The sequence below is a fragment of the Saprospiraceae bacterium genome (genome assembly GCA_016713025.1).
In the GTDB taxonomy this organism is placed as follows: domain Bacteria; phylum Bacteroidota; class Bacteroidia; order Chitinophagales; family Saprospiraceae; genus OLB9.
On sequence record JADJPZ010000004.1, the window covers coordinates 3,271,988 to 3,291,307 of the forward strand.

The 19,320-nt window shown below is 37.8% G+C and carries 16 protein-coding genes and 1 pseudogene; 8 read left to right on the forward strand and 9 right to left on the reverse strand.

What is annotated here, in order from left to right; all coding sequences use genetic code 11:
• The first annotated feature begins 31 nt into the window (after window positions 1–31).
• The 5 genes from IPK35_20320 (at window position 32) to IPK35_20340 (ending at window position 4,835) form a co-directional block, all read left to right on the forward strand.
• A complete protein-coding gene (locus tag IPK35_20320; GenBank protein MBK8055547.1) occupies window positions 32–1,348 on the forward strand; it encodes a hypothetical protein in 1,317 nt (438 codons plus the stop codon).
• Between the two features lies 1 nt (window position 1,349).
• Window positions 1,350–2,450 carry a trypsin-like peptidase domain-containing protein gene (locus IPK35_20325; GenBank protein ID MBK8055548.1) on the forward strand — a complete coding sequence of 367 codons (1,101 nt, stop codon included), beginning with the start codon at window positions 1,350–1,352 and terminating at the stop codon, window positions 2,448–2,450.
• Window positions 2,451–2,823: 373 nt separating this feature from the next.
• Window positions 2,824–3,870: a PorP/SprF family type IX secretion system membrane protein gene (locus IPK35_20330; GenBank protein MBK8055549.1), complete on the forward strand. Its 1,047-nt coding sequence runs from the start codon at window positions 2,824–2,826 to the stop codon at window positions 3,868–3,870.
• Between the two features lie 295 nt (window positions 3,871–4,165).
• Window positions 4,166–4,591 carry a polymer-forming cytoskeletal protein gene (locus tag IPK35_20335; GenBank protein ID MBK8055550.1) on the forward strand — a complete coding sequence of 142 codons (426 nt, stop codon included), beginning with the start codon at window positions 4,166–4,168 and terminating at the stop codon, window positions 4,589–4,591.
• Window positions 4,592–4,604: 13 nt separating this feature from the next.
• Window positions 4,605–4,835 (forward strand): AtpZ/AtpI family protein, encoded by a 231-nt coding sequence (locus IPK35_20340; protein ID MBK8055551.1) that lies wholly within the window; start codon window positions 4,605–4,607, stop codon window positions 4,833–4,835.
• A 112-nt stretch (window positions 4,836–4,947) separates the two neighbouring features.
• On the opposite strand, the gene IPK35_20345 is transcribed toward IPK35_20340, so the two are convergent.
• Window positions 4,948–5,139: a hypothetical protein gene (locus IPK35_20345; protein MBK8055552.1), complete on the reverse strand. Its 192-nt coding sequence runs from the start codon at window positions 5,137–5,139 to the stop codon at window positions 4,948–4,950.
• Window positions 5,140–5,229: 90 nt separating this feature from the next.
• Here IPK35_20345 and IPK35_20350 point away from each other — a divergent pair, with 90 nt between their 5' ends.
• Window positions 5,230–5,724 carry an acetyl-CoA carboxylase biotin carboxyl carrier protein subunit gene (locus tag IPK35_20350; protein ID MBK8055553.1) on the forward strand — a complete coding sequence of 165 codons (495 nt, stop codon included), beginning with the start codon at window positions 5,230–5,232 and terminating at the stop codon, window positions 5,722–5,724.
• Window positions 5,725–5,738: 14 nt separating this feature from the next.
• Here the strand turns inward: IPK35_20350 and IPK35_20355 are convergent, their stop codons facing one another.
• The 5 genes from IPK35_20355 to IPK35_20375 form a co-directional block, all read right to left on the reverse strand.
• On the reverse strand, window positions 5,739–6,248 hold the full coding sequence (locus IPK35_20355; GenBank protein ID MBK8055554.1) for a CAP domain-containing protein: 510 nt from the start codon (window positions 6,246–6,248) through the stop codon (window positions 5,739–5,741).
• A 139-nt stretch (window positions 6,249–6,387) separates the two neighbouring features.
• Window positions 6,388–7,287 (reverse strand): ROK family protein, encoded by a 900-nt coding sequence (locus IPK35_20360; protein MBK8055555.1) that lies wholly within the window; start codon window positions 7,285–7,287, stop codon window positions 6,388–6,390.
• Between the two features lie 329 nt (window positions 7,288–7,616).
• Window positions 7,617–8,408 (reverse strand): hypothetical protein, encoded by a 792-nt coding sequence (locus IPK35_20365; GenBank protein ID MBK8055556.1) that lies wholly within the window; start codon window positions 8,406–8,408, stop codon window positions 7,617–7,619.
• Between the two features lie 632 nt (window positions 8,409–9,040).
• Entirely contained in the window at window positions 9,041–10,645 is a 1,605-nt protein-coding gene (locus IPK35_20370) for a Gfo/Idh/MocA family oxidoreductase (protein MBK8055557.1), read from the reverse strand.
• Between the two features lie 50 nt (window positions 10,646–10,695).
• Window positions 10,696–11,196 (reverse strand): DoxX family protein, encoded by a 501-nt coding sequence (locus IPK35_20375; GenBank protein ID MBK8055558.1) that lies wholly within the window; start codon window positions 11,194–11,196, stop codon window positions 10,696–10,698.
• A 454-nt stretch (window positions 11,197–11,650) separates the two neighbouring features.
• On the opposite strand from IPK35_20375, the pseudogene IPK35_20380 reads away from it, so the two are divergent.
• Window positions 11,651–12,921, forward strand: a pseudogene (locus IPK35_20380) (adenylosuccinate synthase).
• Window positions 12,922–12,951: 30 nt separating this feature from the next.
• Window positions 12,952–14,538, forward strand: coding sequence for a DUF853 family protein (locus IPK35_20385; GenBank protein MBK8055559.1), 1,587 nt, complete (start codon window positions 12,952–12,954; stop codon window positions 14,536–14,538).
• A gap of 102 nt (window positions 14,539–14,640) precedes the next feature.
• Here the strand turns inward: IPK35_20385 and scpA are convergent, their stop codons facing one another.
• The 3 genes from scpA to IPK35_20400 all read right to left on the reverse strand — a co-directional run bounded on the left by scpA (window position 14,641) and on the right by IPK35_20400 (window position 19,278).
• Entirely contained in the window at window positions 14,641–16,725 is a 2,085-nt protein-coding gene (scpA, locus tag IPK35_20390; protein MBK8055560.1) for a methylmalonyl-CoA mutase, read from the reverse strand.
• 278 nt (window positions 16,726–17,003) lie between these two features.
• The gene (locus IPK35_20395) at window positions 17,004–18,926 is read right to left on the reverse strand and encodes a M1 family metallopeptidase (GenBank protein ID MBK8055561.1); all 1,923 of its coding nucleotides are present in this window, start codon (window positions 18,924–18,926) and stop codon (window positions 17,004–17,006) included.
• Between the two features lie 34 nt (window positions 18,927–18,960).
• Window positions 18,961–19,278 carry a hypothetical protein gene (locus IPK35_20400; protein ID MBK8055562.1) on the reverse strand — a complete coding sequence of 106 codons (318 nt, stop codon included), beginning with the start codon at window positions 19,276–19,278 and terminating at the stop codon, window positions 18,961–18,963.
• Between the last annotated feature and the right edge of the window lie 42 nt (window positions 19,279–19,320).

Below are 19,320 nucleotides of genomic sequence, written 5' to 3' on the forward strand. Positions count from 1 at the left end.
AATGTACGGGTTGTATTACGAAAATGTAAAAATGAATCTTTTTTCCAGAATATTCAAAAAAACCTCGGATACGAAGACACCAAACATACAGTTTGGCAGGTTTACTGACACATACAAGTCTGATGAAAAGTATGAAGCCTGGGACAAATCCATTGAACTTTTTGAAAATGAAAAATACCTGAACAGTTACGCTGCCTTGATGGAATTTCTTAAAACTGATGAGAAGGAAAATGTCAGTTATTCTCAAGTACAAGGCAAACTGAATTTTACTATTTATCAGGGTTCAAAACTCATTGAAGGCCAGGCAGATCACAAAAAATTTTCTGCTGAAGCCAAAATCGCCATCATGAAAAAGCAGCACCTTGGTTTGTTGAGATTGCTTCTGGAAGAAAATTTTGACCTGAAATATTCCAGATATTCTCTTGACGAAAACAATTGTATATGTCTGAAATTTGATACTTTTGTAGAAGATGGATCACCGCACAAACTCTATCAGGCACTAAAAGAAATTTCGACCGTATCCGATAGGAGGGATGATGTGCTGATGGAAAAATTTGCCGATCTGGAAGCAATTAATTATCATCATACCAGACAAATATCACCTCTGGAAAAGCAAGTCAAGTATGATTTTTATAAAACAGTATTAGATAATATTATCCGTGAATTTGAACATGGTAAACTCAATACTTTCATGTATCCCGGTGGTTTGTCATTTTTGCTTTTGGATGGCTTGTACGCTATTGACTATCTAATAAAACCTGAAGGCAATGTTATGGAGATGATCCATGACAGCCATGACATGTACTTTGCTGACAACATTACGCTGGTGCATGACAAAAACAAGGCCCTGATCGCTGCTTACAGGACGTTGGAAAATATCACTTTTGATGATTTCAGCAAAGAACTATATGAAGTAAATTCGACCTTTGGCTTGTCCGTTCCTGACGGACATCAGAGATTGGTAGACATCATAGACGCCCAGATCAATGATTTTGACTGGTATTATCAAAACAAATATTATAATTATGCAAAGGCCATTTGTGGATATGTGGTAGGTTTTTCCTTATATTCCTATTCGCTGCCAGGCCCTTCTAAAGATCTCCTGATTTTATATTATCGTATTGTTTACAACCATTATTTTAGTGCATTGGGATTCAGTGATGTCTTTTTATTTGGCAATGCTTTTTATAAAAAAAATATCAATTCGACAATAAAAAATATCATGCAGCAGCATCATGATAGATATCCCGGCCTGAAGGCAGACGTGAGATTATTGAATTTCACTGACGAGTACCTGTTTTGTAAGAGCTATCTTAGCATGTTAAAAAATATAACATATCCCGACTAAAATGAAAAACAGCAGGGACATCATATCATTTTTTGAAAAAGTCATCATCCAGATAGCTACACCTTACAGTACTGGCACGGGTTTTTATCTTAAGGATTATGACCTCATTGTCACCAACGAACATGTGGTAAGAGGAAATAAAAGTGCCATAATAGCCGGGAATGAATTTGAAAAGCAAATCGTTGATGTAGTGTATCTGGATACAAAATTTGATTTGGCTTTTTTAAAATCTCCGGTACATCACACCATGCCGCATGCCGAACTTACTGCCACAAATCACCTTGACGAAGGTGAAAACGTGATTGCGGTCGGACATCCTTTTGACCTGAAGTATACTGCTACCCAAGGTATCATATCCAGCTTACTTCATCACGAAGATGATATCAGATATATTCAACATGATGCAGCACTTAATCCGGGTAATAGTGGTGGTCCACTCGTGGATAGCAACGGGCATATCATCGGCATCAATACCTTTGTCATTCAAAATGGTAACAATATAGGATTTTCTTTGCCATCTGACTATTTGATCCAATGTATCTCTGAGTTTAGGAATGGGGAAAATAAAAGAGGAGTGAGATGTTCATCTTGTAACAACATCAGTTTTGAATCAGAAGAAAAATCAAGTGGTTACTGTGAAACTTGCGGCGCCCCTTTAGAAATGATTGCACAGATAGATGAGTATGAACCATTTGGTGTATGCAATACTGTAGAGAATATACTAACAAATCTGGGATTCAATGCTCCATTGACCAGAAAAGGTCCCAACAATTGGTCTGTTAAAAAGGGGAGTGCTCTGGTCAATATTTCTTATTATGAAAAAACCGGAATGCTTATCGGCGATGTTTTTCTATGTTCATTACCGGAAAGAAATATTGGAGAGCTTTACCATTATTTACTCAGAAAAAACCATGATCTTGAAGGTATGGCGTTGTCGATCAAAGATCAGGATATCATTCTTTCTTTACTTATTTTTGATCAGTTCATCCATCAGGATACTTTACTGAAATTATTTTCACGGCTTATTGATACTGCAGACGTCATTGACACTATGCTGATAGATCGATTTGGAGCTAAAGAAAAAGTCTTGCATAACAAATAGGTATCAATGATCTACAAAGGTCAATGTCCTTTATCAGCTGATTCAATCCTTTTGTGTTTCAATGACTTACTTGACTTTGAAGGAACCAAAACTAAAGTCAGACTTTGACCGGTAGTGAAAATACTACTTCTAAAGGAAGACCAAAAGAACACTGTCCTAAAGTCATAGTCCTTGGACACTTCAACTTTTATAAAAAATACTAAAAACAAGGGATTTTAAACTGATCCTGGCCCAAAATGAATATATAAATGTTAAAGTAAGTCAGCTACACCATAATATTAGTATTTTGTCGTTAACTTTACACCTTAATACTAAAAGTTGGTCTGCATTTTGCAATTTTATATTTTGCAAAAATATTTAATCTGATATGTACATGAATAACATCGTTACCAGAATTTTAATATTATTAGTGGTTATGTCTTCTATAAGATTATATAGTCAGGACATACATTTTTCACAGTTTTATATGTCTCCACTCAATCTCAACCCTGCGATGACCGGCGTGATGAACTGTAAAACCAGAATGATTGCCAATTACAGGAATCAATGGGCCGCCGTGCTTGCTGCCAATGCTTACAATACCTATTCTGTATCATATGATCAAAAAATCCCTGTAGGAAGAGAAGACTATTTCGGTATAGGTGGCTCTTTGTGGGGTGATGTGGCAGGTGAGTCAAGATTTGGAACTACACAGGGTAGAGTCTCATTGTCATACAGTAAAAAAATGGCTGGCTCCAGAAAAAAAGCAAGCTATCTTGTCATCGGAGCAGATGGAGCTTTAAGTTCAAGAGGCATAAGCAGAGCAGACCTGAGATGGCCATCACAAATCACATCAACCGGTTTTAATCAAAGTATAGACCCTAATGAACCTCGCTTTCAGGATACCGATTTCTTATACCCGGACATAGCAGCAGGATTATTGTGGTTTAGTGTCCTTGATGACAAGACCAACTGGTATGCAGGAGCTGCAATGCATCACCTCAACAGACCAAATGTATCATTTCTTGGCGAAACTGTCAGTCTATACAGTAGATATACAGTTCATGCAGGGTTACAATTTGAAGTGGCAAGAAAGATATCGATGTTGCCATTTGCAGTATTTATGTCTCAGGGACCACACAAGTCTCTCAATGCCGGTACCAATTTCAGATTTGCTCTCGGTCCCGCAAAAATATCCAATCAGTCCTGGGAGGCTGGTCTTTGGTATCGAATAGGCAATAAAGTTCCTTCAGGATTACATTCTGATGCACTTATTTTGTCTTCAAGATTCAACTACGAAAACTTTAACATAGGCTTCAGTTATGATGTAAATATATCAGGATTGAGTGCGGCTTCCCGAGCAAATGGCGCTTTTGAGTTTTCATTAGTATACAATATCTGCGGACCGGAAAGCAGGGGCGTCTATTGTCCAAGATTTTAATCTGAAATTTTTTTTATACACAAGTCAAAATTGTAAAAAAAATTACTTAACTTTGATTTGTTGTTTAAGGGAGTACGTTTAAAGTTTCATCATTTAGCTCCAATCTGCAAATTTTATTCTCTCTTGCGTTATATTTTTTGGTCTAGTAACCAACTCCGACTGCAAAATATGCCTTACATAAAATTAAATTTGCTCACTTTCGCTCAAACATGAAAATTTAAACATACTCTAATTTGAAGAATTTATTTTTTCGGATTTTTACATACTCATTATCTCATCTCAAAACCATTAATTCATGTTCGGAGGAAAAAATGAAAAACAATCAGGCCAAAATGGTGCAGCTCCATCGGCCAATGTCAGTAACAGTATTGTCGAAGGTACTCAAATCAATGGCAATATCATGGCAACTAATGATATCAGAATAGACGGAACCCTTATAGGCAAATTAGATTGCAAAGGAAGAGTGATAGTCGGACCACAAGGCAAAATAGAAGGTGATGTCAAATGTGTTAATGCCATCATAGAAGGCGCATTTACCGGAAATATAGAAGTAATTGAATTATTGGCTGTAAAAGAATCTGCAGTGATCAATGGAGATATCATCACCGATAAACTCATGGTTCATACAGGTGCAGTCTTTAATGTAAGTTGTAGTATGGGTGGTCAAAAGCTCAAGTCACTCGTCCACAAAGACAATTTACAAAAAGTGTCTCAATCCTGATAACCTATTAATAGTGTCTGAAAAAAACACTGATGATACACAACAAAGAAAAAGCAGGTACGCTTATCTGAAGTATTCGGGTCTTGCCTTCCAGATGGCCGGAGTTGTAGTATTTTCAATATTGGCAGGCCAATGGTTAGACAATAAATTAGGTTTTGAAAAACCCATCTTTACAATCTCCTTTGTTTTGTTTTTTTTCAGTGCATTCATGTATAAATTGTACAGAGAGCTGCTTCAAAAATGAACCACTATCTAATTTTTTTTGGAAAGCTTCTTGCTGTCATCATTATATCATCGTGTATAATGACTTTCGTACATACATTTCCGGTATTTTATCATTATAAAAACTTATCCTTTTACAGCATAGCAATGTTTGCTGTGATGAGTGTATTTTTATACTTTTTTTTGTACAAATCGCTATATGTCAAAGACAGACAAATATTTATATCAGTAACATTACTCAATATGTTTGTAAGGATGGCAGGGTCGGTTGTAATACTTTTGGTATACAAAAATAAAATAGATCCTCCTAACAATAAATTCATCATTTCTTTTCTGATTATTTATGTGATTTTCACTATATTTGAGACTTATTTTATGGTCGGCCTCGCTGATAAAAAACACGAAAATAAAACGTTATGAGCACATATGGATATCAGACAATGTACGAAATTAATGACCTTCACACTTTTGATGACGAAACTTTATCATCAAAAGATATCAGAATAGTATCAAGAGAAGGAAACATCATAAAACTATTTTTTGACCACAAATCTTATCAGGCAGTCATTAAAGATTTTGATCCGCAAACAAAAAAAGCGTGGATCAATGTATCCGGATTTGATTTCAGAATCAAAATAAATGAGCCATTAGACAAGCTAATCAATGATCTAGGATTTCTTAAAGCTGCCAAACATTCAGTAAAAGAAATTAAATCTCCTATGCCGGGATTGGTAGTCAATATTTTTGTTAAGGAAGGTGATTCTGTGTTGGAAGGTGACAAGTTACTTACTCTGGAAGCCATGAAAATGGAAAACATCCTGAAATCACCGGGAGACGGTATCATTAAGAAAATAAATATAGGAAAAACACAAACTGTAGATAAAAATCAGATTTTGATTGAATTTGAATGATACGTCATTCAGCATCATTCTTTTTTTGATATAGGGTTTTGTTGTTTATTTTTTTCAGGCATTTTTTTACCGAAATGCTGTACCCAGTATTTGTCAACTTTTGCGACTGCCATTTCTTCCACTCTCGGGTGCATCAGCATGGTGCAGTGTTGATAACTTTTTAACCAGTCGTTAAGGACTTCTTCAAATGTTTTTTGTCCTTCGCCGAGATTTTCTCCTGCGACCATCCAATTATATCCTGCTTTCTGAAGTCTCTCGCCTATATTGAGACCATCTTTGGAGAAGTGAGCAAAAAAATTAAAATCCTTCATTTCTTTTGCCTGGGTAAAAGCACTTTTGTACAATATACCATCCCAGACTATCGGTTGCACTGGTTCCATGTACCTTCTTCCACAATAGCACCCTTTGCTTCTGATGTTATTGACTGAATCTATCATCAGTTTTTTTTGTTCAATTGCAGGTTCAGCAAAATCATTTTCAACTGTTCCTACAAATAAAAAACTTAAAAGCATGATCCATTTCATAAAAATATCAATATTGCCAAGGATTCGAAATTCTAAAATAAACGGAAAAATTAAGAATGTGTTTTTAAACGAGCACATTATCATGCAATTTTAACGCATTTTTAATAATAAACAGAATTTTGAAAGGTTTTTTCTTTAATTATAAAAATGCAGCACCAAAAACACCGGCAGAATCTCCCAACGTTGGCTTGAAGAATTTTGTATCTAATCGAAGATTAAAAACATGTTTTTTAACTTCTTCAACTCCTTTAGTATACAGCTCATCAATATTTCCGACTCCTCCGCCGATCACTATGGCATCTGGATCGATGATATTGATCACCACAGATACAGCTTTTCCAAAAAAATGAAATAATCTTTCCATAGTTGCTGTGGCATGTATATCGCCCTCCTTTCTGTAAGCATCCACAATTTCTTTTAATGATTTCCTTGCCCCTGATATCTGTTCGTAAAATTTTTCCAGAGCTGGCCCAGAAATGATCGTCTCGACACATCCGGTTTTACCACAGTAGCATGATCCTCCTGAATCATCAAGGTGATTGTGTCCCCACTCTCCACAGATACCTTGTCTGCCATTGAGAACTTTTCCATCAACAACCAATCCGCCGCCAACCCCTGTGCCCATAATCACTCCGAAAACAACTTTAGCCTCGGGCATGTGATCTTTTATGCACCCGAAATTAGTTTCTGCGACTGCGAAACAGTTTGCATCATTGCTCAGAATAAAAGGAATACCCACTAATGAGTTGATATCTTCATTTAGATTTTGACCATTGAGTGATGTGCTGTTACAATTTTTCATCGCATATTGTATCGGATCATAACTCCCCGGTGTACCCATACCGATTTTTACAGGTTTCAGTCCCGTATTGGCAGCAAGGAGGTCCACCATTTTTTTGATTTGTGAAAGCACGTGATGATAACCAAATTGGCCTTCAGTAGGTATGCGTTGTCTGGTTAATATATCTCCGGTGGCAGGATTAAGAACAATACCTTCAATTTTTGTACCACCAAGGTCAATACCCCAAAGGGTCTCCATAATAATTACATTTTATGCACAAATATAATGTTTTTTGGTAGTAATAGACAAAATTAATGTTAATTTTTTCTTTTAGTTGAGTAATGGACAAAATTAATGCACTTTATTTTTTCGATTTAGCAAAGTAGACTTAAATAGGCAATACATTTGCATTGTCTTTGGTGAAACACAATCAGGCTCTGCTGGGGAGCAACCTGCTCAGGGATAGCCATTGATGTTGGGGAAAAAGTTTTCTTCTTGGGGGTGTATCAAAATACCCCCTTTTTTAATTATTTTAAACTTTTACTCAACATACATGCCTTAAAAAACCCATGTCATGTAGGCTTGTTTTATGTTTTTAAATAAGCATTTATAAATTTTATTTTCCTTTCTTTATTTAGCCCATTGTGGTTTCTCAGTTTAGATTTTAGATCAGAAAATGTTCCATCTACAGTATTTGTAGTGTTTGGAACATCCTCCAACTTCTTACAGGTAAATAAATATGGTAAATGTCTTTTTAAACTATTATAGGCTGATCTTAGCCTTTTATGTGTGTAATGCGACTTATTTGTTATTGGATTTAGAGTTCTCTCATTATAAAAATCTTTCCATTCTTCCATCCAATTCTCAAGACTCTTAATAAAGTCCGCTTCATTTGAAGCACCTAAACTCTCCACGATCTTCCATAACAATATCGAAGCTTCAAGTTTTGGTTTAGTTGTTAAGTACCTTCTGATGATTTGTTTTTGGTGAAAATGACACATTTGTATAGGAATTTTATCCTTAAATGCCTTGAAGATACCCAATCTTCCATCACATACAATTGCTTTTATTGTGAATCCTAACTTCTCTATTTCCTGGATGCCTAATATGTATTGCTTAATTGTTTCAGTTTTTACGTAGTATTTATGTAAGTTTTCTCGTTTTATTGAATCTCTAAAGAGCATTACTCCAAAGTTCCTACCCCAATAGGTTGTGTCCATTACTATTGTGACTATTCTGGTTTCTTTAGCTTGATGACTAAACTGATATTTATCTAGTTTCCTTTGAATGGTTTTCTCACTTACTCCATATTTGGTTGAAAGTTGTCTATAGGTTTGCTTCCCTTGAATGTAATTCTCATATAATTCTTTTATATCTATTTGAGATCTTTGGTGAAATTGTTTGTTACAACTCAAGCATAAATACTTTTGCTTACCTCTATATTTGCCATTTTTTCTAACTATTTTACTAGAACAATAAAAGCAATTTTTTTATTCATTTACATTATTTTGACGCAAAGCTAATGTTTATAAGGCTTTCAGCCTTTATTAACATTAATTTTGTCTATTACCTCGTTTTTTGGGTGTATTTCATTTTTTCGATTCACATTGTGTGTATAACAAATTGCACTTTTTGTTAAAACGATAATAACTGTTACGCTAACCACGAAATGAAATTAGTTTTAGTTATTTACCTCCACATACCCCCGACCCCTAAAGGGGAGATCAGCCCTCTGATGGGAAATATTGGGTGGGGCGTCTCAAGCGTAGCTTGACAGGCTCTTTAGGGAATGAGGGTAGCAGGGCATTTAAATATTGGTGCAATTTGTTATACACACCTTCACATTAAAAATCACCATTTTATAATTTCGCGATTCAGGCAAGATGCCTGTCAATATTGCATCGTAGCTGGAAGCTACGACGAACAAACGAAACTTGATAAGAAATCGAGCAAAGGGCGAAAAAATGAAATGCACCCTGTTTTTTTTGCATCATATTATTAGGAAAAATATTTAACCAAGCATAATTTTGTCTGCTTCTTCAACTGTGATTCCTACAAATTGCATATTTACCTGATCCCATTCAACTCTCTTACCGCTCCTTATAGAAAGAGTGCCCATTAGTGCAGTGATGGCCTCTTCAAAACCTTCCTGAATACCACAACTGATAGGGGTGTCATTTCTTATTGCACTTAACCATTCTTTGATATGCAAATGCGTAGAGTCAACCCTTTTACCATCAATATAAGTGTACAACAATCCTTTTTTATCAAAGTATTTGGCCGTAGCTGAAGTTACGCCATCTACCTGATTACGTCGGGGATCGTATAGGTATAGTGGTGTTTCAGGATCGATAGATTCATCTTCAAGAAGTTTTTTATAACGGGTTGAATTACCATCCGGGTATATTTCAAGAGTGTGGCCTTCAAGTTTCATGGTAGCGTCATGGCCCATCAATAAAGTAGACCGATCAAATTGATTACCCAATGTTGCGCTGTATAAGAAGGACATGCCTGCTTCTTTACCTTTTGGCTGACTAGAACCATTGAAGTATTCGGGAAACTCCATAGCCACCTGAATGACATCCGGTACGTTTCTGCCATCTTTGTGTGTATATATTCCACCCGATGCCACGACATATTTAGGAATACCCATTTTTAATATACAATTGATCCGATCATAGTCGTGTACCAACAAATCTCCTGTCAGGCCACTGCCATATGCCCACCATTTACGCCATCTGAAAAAGTGTTCTTTATTGAATGGAATCTGAGGTGCGCTGCCCAAAAACTGATTCCAGTCGATGGTATCGGGATTTGCCTTTTCATGAATATCATATTGCCAGGCACCATTGTCACTATTGCGGTTGGTATTGGCCTGAACTAAGTTGATATGACCCAAAATGTTTTTCCTGATGATGTCCTGAGCGGTGATAAAACTTAACGTCTGACGATGCTGATGACCCACTGCAAATGTCTTTGAAGAACTTTTGGCCACATTGTACAATTCCAGAGTTTCTGCAAGATTGTGGGTCATGGGTTTTTCAACATATACATGTTTGCCGGCCTTTAAAGCTTCAATAGACATCGGTGCGTGCCAATGGTCAGGTGTAGCGATGATGACTCCGTCTATATCCGGACTTTGCAATAACTCTCTGTAATTTTTAAATCGTTTTGGTAGGTTTTTGTCAATCGCAACAGCTTCTATTGCTTCGTCGGCCTTTACGTCAAAAACATCGCATACTCCCGTAAATATTACGTTCAGATTTTCCTGATCTAAAAAGTCTTTTAACCGGGTATCCTTCTTGTTTTTTTCGCTGGCTTCTTTCATACTTTTAAGCCATCTTTTTGAAGCATAACCCGCTGCCTGCACCAGTTGCTCTCCTCGGATTCCATACCCGATGATACCCAATCTTATAGGATCACCCGCCATTGAACCTTTAGGTGAAGCTACGGCAGCTTCAATTTTTAATTCGTTGAGTAGCGTAGATTTTTGTTTATTGATGTGGTCACCTTTCGACCAGACGCTGGCTCCAAATACTCCTAAAACCGGTAGTGTTGCAAGGCCCTTGAGTATATCCCGCCTTTCAATATTTTTATTTTTATCATTCAAATCCATGTTAAAAAATTAATTGCATGAAGAAATTGTGACTGCAAAATGAAGCAATGTCAACTGACTCTTTCTTTTTGCCTTTTTAATTTTGATACAAACCTGTCCAACCCAATAATATGGCTCGTTGGAAAGACAATCATCAAAGCCAGAGTAAAAATTTCAATTAAGTTTCGGTCCACTATCAGGTAACTGCCAGTACCAGGTGGTGTGCTCAACCCAGGAAAAGGTGGCAATGCCAGATAGTACATACTTAACAAAAGAATTCCGATCCAGGCATTTATTTTTGTAAAAAGGCCTAAGATAAGACACAATCCTACGATGATCTGAAAAGCAACATTTAAATGATCGATCAGACCCAAAAGAGATGTGTTTTCTCCCATAGTCTTAAACAATGGTGCAAACCACCCTTCAGCATTATTAAGAAATCCCGCTGCAGTCCAGCTTTTGTTGATATACTTGACCACACCTTCGTACAAAAAATGCCAACCAATCAGTACTCTGACTATCACCAATAAGTTTAGTTGGACTGAAGTATATTGTTTCATTTTTATAATCATTTATTTTCAAATTCTGTCAAAACATTCAACTCTAAAGAGTTTGTGTGTATCACATTTTTGCACAAAAATTGGTTAAACTGCCCGCTACCCTCATTCCCAAGCTATGCTTGAGACGTCCTACCCTTTAACTCTTAACTACTAGGATAATCCACTAAATTGGAAACTTAAAAATTATATAATATAGTGCAATTTTGGGATACACCCAAGCTTTTACACAAAAAACTCCGCAAATCAACCGTAAAATAGTCTTAAATTAAAATAAAAACAGATGATGTTGGTCTCTTAATCATATGACTATGCTCATACATTTGCGGTAGTCTATTTTCCACAAAATATTTTGCTTTCGCTTTTCTTTTGTTGCAAATCAAATATTTGAATTTTTATCAATGTGTAGCTCTATTTACTTTTTAATTAGTATTTTTGGCCTTTAAAAACTAATATATAAATAATACTAATGGCTGTAGATGTGATATTGGGCCTTCAATGGGGAGATGAAGGGAAAGGAAAGATCGTGGATTTCCTTGCCGAAAAATATGATTTAGTTTGCAGATTTCAAGGTGGCCCGAATGCAGGGCACACACTTAAAATAGATGGAAAAAATATGTCCTGCATACCATTCCATCAGGTATATTCAGACCGGAAATCACTAATGTCATAGGCAATGGAGTGGTACTCGACCCTATCACTATGGTAAAAGAACTCCAGTCACTCGATGCCGCTGATGTGGATTACCACAAAAGATTATTGGTATCCAAGAAAGCACATCTGATCATACCCACTCACAGATATCTTGATGCTGCTTCAGAGTCGGCCAAAGGAAACAGTAAAATAGGTTCTACACTCAAAGGTATCGGGCCTGCATATATGGACAAAACCGGCAGAAACGGGCTTAGGATCGGAGACATGTTAGCAAGTGATTTTGAATCCCGATACAAAGCCATAAAAACCAAACATTTAGGACTCGTAAATCTATATCCTCACATAGACTTTGACCTTGCCGGAGAAGAGGAAAGATTTTTTGAATCAATAGAAAAAATTCGCAAACTAAGGTATATAAATAGTGAATATTATATCAACGATGCACTGAAAGAAGGCAAACAAATCCTTGCTGAAGGTGCTCAGGGATCTATGTTGGATATTGATTTCGGTACTTATCCATATGTCACATCTTCCAATACCATAACAGCAGGAGTATGCAGCGGATTGGGTATCGCTCCTTCAAGAATTCGTGAGGTCATAGGAATTGCCAAAGCATATTGTACAAGAGTTGGCTCAGGACCTTGCCCTACAGAATTGCACGATCACACCGGAGAAAAATTGAGAATTGCTGGTTCAGAATTCGGATCAACTACCGGACGACCACGAAGATGCGGATGGATTGATATTCCTCAGCTTTTATATACTATTATGCTCAACGGGGTCACTCAGGTCATTATCACAAAACTGGACGTACTGGATACTTTTGAGGACATTGATGTGTGTACAGCTTATGGTTATGAAAATCTGATAACGGATGAATTACCATTTGATATTGTCAATATTGCGATTGAACCGCAGTATGAAAATCACAAAGGATGGAATCAATCACTCGAAGGTATCGTAGGCTTTGAACACTTACCTGAAAAAGCCCAATCATACATTCATCACCTGCAGAAACTATTAAAGACAAAAATTTCGATGGTCAGTACAGGTCCTGAGAGAGAGAAACTTTTAGCTGTTAATTGATGTTTGAATACTTAAAGTAAAATTAATACAATGAGCAAAAAGAATAAATTCCTTAGTGAAATCACAGAAGCTTACACTTTTAAAGGGGACTCCATTATATTGGGTTCACCAAAATTGGATGGCGAAGTACTGACCAATACCTTTGTAAAAGTACCTCTAAAAACACTAAACAGACACGGTCTTATAGCAGGCGCTACTGGAACAGGCAAAACTAAAACTCTTCAGATCATCATTGAGCAACTGTCAGCCAAAGGTATACCGAGTCTGGTTATGGATATCAAAGGTGATCTTTCAGGCGTGGCTGTCCCCGGGGTAAATAACCCTAAAATAGAAGAAAGACATCATAACATAGGAATACCGTTTACTGCTTCAGGTAGTCCTGTAGAATTCCTCAGTTTGTCTAATGATGCAGGTGCCAGACTCAGGGCTACTGTAACAGAATTTGGTCCGGTACTGTTTTCTAAGATTCTTGAACTGAATGAAACCCAGGCCAGCGTAATATCATTGATCTTTAAGTTTTGTGATGACAATCAGTTGCCATTACTGGATTTGGATGATATCAAAAAAGCACTGAACTTTATCACCAATGAAGGCAAAGAACAAATAGAATCCGAATATGGGGCCATCTCCACAGCATCCGTGGGTACTATTTTGCGCAAAGTCATAGAACTTGAACAACAGGGTGGTGATGTATTTTTTGGCGAAAAGTCATTTGACGTAGGTGATCTTACCCGGATTGATGAAAACGGAAAAGGATATATCTCTATACTAAGAGTGACTGACATTCAGGATAAACCCAAGTTGTTTTCTACATTCATGCTCCAGATACTTGCTGAAATTTACTCTACTTTTCCGGAAGAAGGCGATCTTGAACAGCCCAAACTTGTCATCTTCATAGATGAAGCACACCTTATATTCAATGAAGCCAGCAAAGCCTTGTTAAACCAGATAGAGACCATCATCAAGCTGATAAGATCCAAAGGAGTGGGTATCTTTTTTGTTACTCAAAACCCCACTGATGTTCCTGATGCTGTATTGAGTCAATTGGGATTGAAGGTTCAGCATGCTTTACGTGCATTTACTGCAAAAGACAGAAAAGCGATCAAGCTTACCGCTGAAAATTACCCACTTACGGATTATTATTCAGTGGATGTTTTGCTCACAGAACTGGGTATCGGTGAGTCTATCATAGCGGCGCTCAATGAGAAGGGTGTTCCTACACCGTTGGTACACTGTTTCCTCAGAGCTCCTCAATCGCGTATGGATGTACTTTCTCCTTCAGAGATCAGTCAGATCATGGGCCGCAGCCGTATCAAATACAAATATGATGAAGTCATCAACAGAGAGAGCGCCTATGAAATATTATCCGGTAAAATAGAATCCGCTCAGTCTGAAGAAATTCAGAAACAACTCAGAGAACAACAAGAAAAAGCAGCATCACAAGCTGCGCCAAGAGGAAGACAGGAAAAAAGTACTTTTGAAAAAGTACTCGACAGTCAGGTCACAAAACAAATTGGACGTACAGTTGCACAAACATTGACGAGAGGATTGCTCGGTGTTTTGGGTGTCAAAACAACTTCAAGCCGTAGTAGCAGTCGAAAATCGAGTTGGTGGTGATTATTTACGTAAACTTAAAGTAATTTGGTTTGCGAAAAATTCATCTACTATTGTATTCATATTGGCGACTGATCACTTTATTTTAAAATTTCGCCAATTTGACTATTGTTCCAATCCTGAAATCATAAGCTTCAATATCTCTGATGCTGCCTCTGATATAATAGTCCCGGGACCAAAAACAGCAGCAACTTCGGCATCAAACAAAAACTGATAATCCTGAGGTGGAATGACGCCACCGACAACGACCATGATATCTTCCCTGCCTATCTTTTTCAACTGACTGATCGTTTCGGGTACAAGGGTCTTGTGCCCCGCGGCCAATGATGAGATACCCAGGATGTGTACGTCGTTTTCGGCAGCTTGTCTTGCCGCTTCTTCAGGAGTCTGGAACAATGGTCCCATGTCTACATCAAAACCTAAATCAGCAAAACTTGTAGCTATCACTTTTGCTCCACGATCATGACCGTCCTGACCAAGTTTTGCGATCATGATACGCGGTCTTCTGCCTTCGAGCTGTGCAAATTTGTCCGATAGTTCAAGAGCCTCTTTAAATTTATTATCCATTTTTATTTCGTGTGCATATACGCCTGTGATAGTCCTGTTGGTAGCGGCAAACCGACCAAATACAACCTCTAATGCCATCGATATTTCTCCCAAAGTCGCTCTGTGACGAGCAGCTTCAATGGCGAGTTCCAAAAGATTGCCTTGGCCTGATTTTGCGCATGCAGTGATAGCCAAAAGTGCATCTTGTGTTTTTTGCTCTTCCCTTGATGACTTTACCTGATTGATTCTGGCAATCTGTTCACTACGTACTTTAGAATTGTCAACTTTAAGTATATCAAGTTCTGACTCGTGATCTGCTACCAAAGCATTGACGCCTATGACGTGTTCATGTCCACTGTCTATACGTGCTTGCTTGGCCGCAGCGGCTTCTTCAATACGCATCTTTGGTATACCTGCGACGATAGCAGATGTCATCCCTCCAAGTGATTCTATCTCCTCTATATGTTTTCTTGCTTTAGTTACCAATTGATCGGTCAGGTACTCCACATAATAAGAACCACCCATGGGGTCTATGGACGAAGTGATTTTAGTCCCACTTTGCAGATATTTTTGTGTATCCCTGGCAATTTTGGCTGAAAAGTCAGTAGGCAAGGCGATAGCTTCATCCAATGAGTTGGTATGTAGTGACTGTGTACCTCCGAACGCCGCTGCCATGGCCTCGATGCAGGTCCTGGATATATTGTTATAAGGATCCTGTGCAGTAAGACTATATCCTGAAGTCTGACAATGGGTTCGTAAAGCCAATGTTTTGGATTTTTTAGCACCAAAATCAGCCACCAATTCAGACCATAAAAGACGACCTGCCCGCATTTTGGCTATCTCCATAAACATGTTCATCCCTATACCCCAAAAAAATGAAAACCTGGATGCAAAACTATCTATATCCAATCCTGCTTTGAGCCCGGCTCTGATATACTCTACACCATCACACAGTGTGTATGCCAGCTCTATATCGGCAGGTGCACCGGCTTCATGCATGTGGTATCCGCTTATGGAGATACTATTGAATTTGGGCATATGCGCTGCCGTAAACCCAAATATATCAGAAATGATATGTATGGAAGGAGCTGGTGGATAGATATATGTATTTCTTACCATAAACTCCTTCAGGATGTCGTTCTGGATGGTACCACTCAGTTTTTCCATAGACACACCCTGCTCTTCAGCGGCTACGATAAAGAATGCCAAAATCGGTATGACAGCACCATTCATAGTCATAGACACCGACATCTCATCAAGAGGTATACCGTCAAACAGTATTTTCATATCTTCTACGGTGTCAATGGCAACACCCGCCATACCCACATCACCAGGTACTCTCGGATGGTCTGAGTCGTAACCACGATGTGTAGCCAGATCAAATGCTACAGACAATCCCTTCTGACCGGCTGCCAGATTTCTCCTGTAAAAGGCATTGCTCTCTTCAGCAGTAGAAAATCCTGCATACTGTCTGATCGTCCATGGAGATGTAAGATACATAGTGCTGTAGGGACCTCTCAGAAATGGCGGAATGCCTGCCTGATATCCTAAATGCTGTAAATTTTTGATATCTTCTGGTTGATACTGTGATTTAACTTCAATGTTTTCAGGAGTTACTTTTGTTTTCATTTCTCTTGTGATCATCTTCCTAAATGGTGTATGAAGCGCCAAAGTTACACATTATGAGCAAGACAGTACAATCAAAGTTTGATGATTTAAATTATGATTACAGATGATCTTTATCTGATCAAAACCTATCAGATTTCAAATTTGAGTCTAATCTTAAAACGAATATTTGATGATAATCAAATGTTTTTCACCCTTCCATTAAAAGTATACATTTGATTATCAATGCAATAGATATCAATAATATTTTTTCACTTCATCGAAGATATTTAGGAGTGGGTTCAAATTTGAAGTCGTCACAACTTAACCCAAGATACTTTTTGAACTTTAACGCCGGTTGTGAGAAAGAGCATGTAATGACCGGGTGATAAATATTGAATATCCAAAACCGTTTTTTCCTGATCACAGGTACCTTGGTTGATGATTTTGCCGTCTGAAGCCATTATGGAGTATCTGGTTTTGTTTATTTCAGGAGTTGTAAAAGAAATGAAAGATGATGCCGGATTGGGTGCAACCGTCCACGCATCTACAATGTCGTCCACATCACTAAGCAGATTAGGATTGTTTAGGATGGTATGTTTTGAAACCAACCATAAAGCAGGGTCAAATTGCACTTCCTGTACCTTAAAGTCTGTAGGTATAGTAAATTCCTGTATTTTACTCGTATTTTCCAATCTGATTTCTTTACGAGTCGTACCACCTTTGATGACAAATGGTAATGGCATATCAAAGAAATCAACTGAAGCATGGGAAGTGGTCTGCTCAACTTTTATTTTAAGTTTGTCGTCGGTAGAAGCCCATGTGATATTGTACGTGGGATAACCTTGACCCTCATACCACTTTGTAAAAAATGAATTCAGGTTTTGGCCTGAAGCAGTTTCCATATATTGTTTCAACTGAGGAGTTTTAGCATAATTATAAGAACTTCCGTTTAAATAATCTCTTACTGCCTGAAAAAACACCTGATCTCCGAGTTTCCATCTCAACATATGGAGCAGGTAAGCTCCTTTATTGTATGATAATCTACTACTAAAAATTCTATTGACAGAAAGAGAGTCATCCACTTTTACAGAGCCTGCCGGACTGGATATGATAGAATTGACTTTTCCGGACTTCCACTTTTGCCAGTCATCTACCGTCTGTGGAAAACGCTCTCTGCTCAATCCCTCGAGATAAGTTGCAAATCCTTCATTGAGCCAGATATCTACCCAACTACCGCATGTCACCAGATCACCAAACCATTGGTGAGCTAATTCATGCGCCAGCAGGCCCCAGTCAAAATTAACTACAAAACTCATAGTCTGGTGCTCCATTCCGCCTCCCCAACCAAATTGGGCGTGGCCGTACTTTTCTTTTTTGAATGGATATGTAATAAACAAGGAATCAAAGTATTCCAATGCCTTTACATGAGCTTTCGTACCATTTTGAGCAGCGGTGAGACTCTCGGGATACACGTAATTGACCATTGGCATATTGGTGCCGTCAGTTAACTTGACGTTGTCCTGATATACCTGATAATTGGTCACAGCAAAAGCAACAAGGTATGGTGTGATGGCATACAGGTGCTTCCAGTGATAGGTTTTTGTACCATTGGTATTGATTATTTCCCTGACCAACATTCCATTGCTTGCTGCTCGATAAGCAGGCGGAGTTGAAATGATCACATCTATGCTGTCGATCTTGTCTTCGAGACCATTTTTAGTTGGCCACCAATCCTGAGCACCAAATGGCTCTGAAAGTGTCCATATCACAGGAGTATTATTATGTGTACTCTTGATAAAAGACCCAAACCCGCCGGAAGGTGGTGTTCCATGATAAGTGATGGAAATGCTGTCAAATACTCCAGCCTGAAGTGTTACAGGTAGTTCAATTTCCAATTTATAAGTCGAAGGTTGTGTAAACTTCAGTTTGGTGTTATGCCACACTATGCTGTCTATGATCAACTGATTAGAAAAATCAAAGCTGATATTTTTAAGAGATGTGTTCCCAACTTTAAAATATGGTGTGGCTGTACCGGATATATTATTAACAGCAGGGTCGATAAACCACTCAAACCTGTAATACTTCATATCAAAATCATCATGTGCTACAGGACCTCTTTCTCCCTTGTGCATAAAAAATCTGCGGGCAGCATGAGCTTTATTACAGTAATGATCTTCCTGTGCAAAAATTGAAATACTCAGCAAGACCAGGATTGATGTTAAAATTTTTATTTTCATTATAATGTACTCATTTTCAGTAAATCAATTCCGATCATGACATAAAATGACTAAACATATCTATCATCACGCCCAAAAAGGAAATACTTACACCAAAAATAAAATAGTTGAGTGTCTTTTGGTAATACTTTTCAGCTTGATCTCTGTTGTAGTTCATCCTTAAGATTCTCTGCAACACTACTATCAGAGCCACGATACCAAACAGGATAGAAATGGCAACTGTATATGCCAAAAAATCACTAATGCCACTGTCTGCCTTCACAAATGATGATGCAAAATTGAGGATAAATCCCAGTATAATACCGGTCGCTGTGACCAATGGTTGTCTGTATGATTGTATTTTGTCTTCCATCAAAGCTAATAAAAAACAAAGATAGAATAAAATGATCTAAAT